Origin of the sequence: Lentilactobacillus kisonensis DSM 19906 = JCM 15041, from assembly GCF_001434135.1 — a bacterium.
Classification (GTDB): Bacteria; Bacillota; Bacilli; order Lactobacillales; family Lactobacillaceae; genus Lentilactobacillus; species Lentilactobacillus kisonensis.
Window position 1 is genome coordinate 1 of the sequence record NZ_AZEB01000097.1, and the last position, 439, is coordinate 439.

Here is a 439-nt window from a genome sequence, read left to right on the forward strand (position 1 = left end):
CCCTTGGTAACTAACGCTTTAATTGCGGTCTTCCCGAGCGTCTTGCTACTCCATTTCTTAGGTAAGGTAAAATCTTCACCTTGCTTGGGCTTCACAATGTAAAACTTCTGTTTATTTAAAACGGTCGCTTGCGGTGTTTCTAAGAAAACTTCGGCGGCTTTTTGCGCTTGCTGTTGGTGATCGATTTGTTGCTTAATGGCTGCACTGCCAGTCAATTGCGTGGGAACATCAGCGATCAACTTTGCCACGAACTTTTTGATTTGGTTCAAAAAGTTATCCGGGGTGCGTTCTTCGGTACTGATTTGTTGTAACGCTTGCTCCCATTTTGCTGTCATCTCTGGGCTAGTTAACAAGGGTTCGAGTTCAACCGCTTTACATAAAGTAATCCCCGCTTCACTGACGTGGAGCTTGTTCTTTTCAGTAACTAAATAGCCGCGTT

At 44.4% G+C, this 439-nt stretch carries 1 protein-coding gene; it reads right to left on the reverse strand.

The genetic code is table 11. From position 1 onward, the window contains the following. Nucleotides 1-439, reverse strand: a 439-nt coding sequence (locus FC98_RS13870) for a DNA topoisomerase (RefSeq protein WP_235803654.1), incomplete at both ends; no start/stop codon positions are given.